Origin of the sequence: Streptomyces sp. W16 (assembly GCF_033194735.1) — a bacterium.
Lineage (GTDB): Bacteria > Actinomycetota > Actinomycetes > Streptomycetales > Streptomycetaceae > Streptomyces.
In genome coordinates, this window is sequence record NZ_JAWOAI010000917.1 from 1 (window position 1) to 2,245 (window position 2,245).

1 protein-coding gene and 1 pseudogene are annotated in these 2,245 nt (G+C 70.9%); both read right to left on the reverse strand.

The window, feature by feature from the left end:
- Nucleotides 1-639 (reverse strand): annotated as a pseudogene (locus R6V09_RS51400) (SWIM zinc finger family protein); the annotation flags it as partial.
- Nucleotides 640-780: 141 nt separating this feature from the next.
- Nucleotides 781-2,245, reverse strand: a 1,465-nt coding sequence (locus tag R6V09_RS51405) for an alkaline phosphatase D family protein (RefSeq protein ID WP_317888290.1), incomplete at its 5' end; no start/stop codon positions are given.

The window sequence follows — 2,245 nt, forward strand, 5'->3', positions numbered from 1 at the left end:
CGTGGTGCCGCGCGCGCCGGCCTTCGGGAGCGAGCGCAGGAAGCGGACCGCCTCCGCCGCGGGCAGTTCGGCCCGCAGGTCGAAGCCGGCCGCTATGACCTGGGCCTCCGCGAAGCCGCGCAGCCAGCGGTCCGGGAGCGGCACCTTCTTCTCCAGCACCGGGCCGTCCAGCGTGGTCACGGCCAACTCCTCGGGGCCGACCCGGAGATGGAGCGGATCTTCCGAGCCGATCCGGGACAGGGCCTCGCGCAGGGGGTTGTTGCCGTCGACGTTCGTCGTGCCGTGCCCCACCTCGCCGCCGTCGAGACCGGGGCCGAGGACGTCCAGTCGCGCGTACACCCCGCCACAGCCGGAGAAGGACTCGAAGCGCAGCCGGTCGCCGCCCGCCGTCACCACCGGGTCGAGCGAGGCGGCCAGCTGGCGCTGGTAGTACCGCGCGCCCGCCACGTCGGCCACCGCGAGCAGCGCCGCCGAGGCCACCTGAGGCGAGGTCAGGAAGCCCGCGAAGAAGCGCGGATGGTCGGTGACACCCGTAGGAGTCGCCCCCTGTGAGGTCTCCAGCCCGAGGCGCCGTCCACTCTCCGACGACTCCAGCGCGGAGGGTCGGCGATAGGTCACGGCCTGCAAAGATCGCGTCATGGAAAAACCGTAGAGGCCACCACTGACAATCGGCCCTGACCTGCGAAAACGCGGTCTGAGTGCGGCTGTTGGGGCGCCGCGAGACGCACCGCGCACCGGGGGATGACGCCGGTGCGCGGCACAGGTTCGAGGGTAGTGGAGTTACTGGCCGACCCGTCCCGGCTGGAGGGTCTGCGTGAACAGCACGGTGCCGTCCGACTCCCGCAGACGCACCGTCAGTTCCCCGCTGTGGCCGTCGATGTCGACCTCGCCGAAGAACTGGTAGCCCTCGGCCGGCGACACGTTCGCCACGGGCGGCGCCTTCACGAACACCCGTTCCGGGCCGAAGGTGTTGTCGAGGTCGTTGGCCGGGAAGGCGCCCGCGTTGAGCGGGCCGGAGACGAACTCCCAGAACGGCTCGAAGTCGGTGAACGCGGCCCGCGAGGGCTGGTAGTGCTGGGCGGAGGTGTGGTGCACGTCCGCCGTCAGCCACACGGTGCCGGTGATCCGCCGGTGCTTGATGTACCGCAGCAGCTCGGCGATCTGCAGTTCACGCCCCAGCGGCGCGCCCGGGTCGCCCTGCGCCACCGCCTCGATGTTCGCCTTGCCCTCGGTGGCGTCGGGCACGACCAGGCCGAGCGGCATGTCGGCGGCGATCACCTTCCACACCGCCCGCGACCGCGACAACTCCCGCTTGAGCCACTCCAGTTGCTCACGACCCAGGATGCCCTGAGGGTCCACGGTCTGCTGGTCGGGCGAGTTGGCGTTGCGGTAGGTCCGCATGTCCAGGACGAACACGTCGAGCAGCGGACCGTGCCGCATCACGCGCTGGACCCGGCCCTCCTTCGCGCCCGGCCGCAGCGTCGAGACAGGGAAGTACTCGCTGAACGCACGCCGGGCGCGCACCGCCAGGGCGTCGACGCTCTTCTCCGTGTAGCGGGTGTCGGAGGCGGCGATCACCTCGCCCGGGTACCAGTTGTTGCGGACCTCGTGGTCGTCCCACTGGATGATCGAGGGCACCTGGGCGTTGAACCGCTTGAGGTTCTCGTCGAGCAGGTTGTAGCGGAAGTTGCCGCGGAACTCGGCCAGAGTCTGGGCGACCTTGGACTTCTCCTCCGTGGTGACGTTCCTGTAGAGGCTGCCGTCGGGCAGGGCCTGGGTCGCCGTGATCGGACCGTCCGCGTAGATGTTGTCGCCGCTGCACACGAAGAAGTCCGGGTCCAGCTTCGCCATCGCGTCGTAGATGCGGTAGCCGCCGAGGTCCGGGTTGATGCCCCAGCCCTGGCCCGCCAGGTCCCCGGACCACAGGAAGCGCACACCGTGCCGCCCGGTCGGCACCGTGCGGAACGTACCCGTGACCGGCTCTCCGGAGCGGCGCGGGTCGTCGGGGTCGGCGAGCAGGACCCGGTAGTGGATCTGCTGCCCCGAGGGCAGTCCGCGCAGCCGGGTGGTGCCGGTGAAGTCGGTGCCCGGGCCGAGCAGTGGACCGTGCCACCGGTGCGGATCGCGGAACGACTCGGTGGCCGAGGTCTCCACGATCATCCGGGCCGGGCGGTCCGAACGCACCCACACCAGACCGGAGTCCGAGGTCACGTCCCCCGCCTGCACGCCCCAGCCCGCCTTGGGA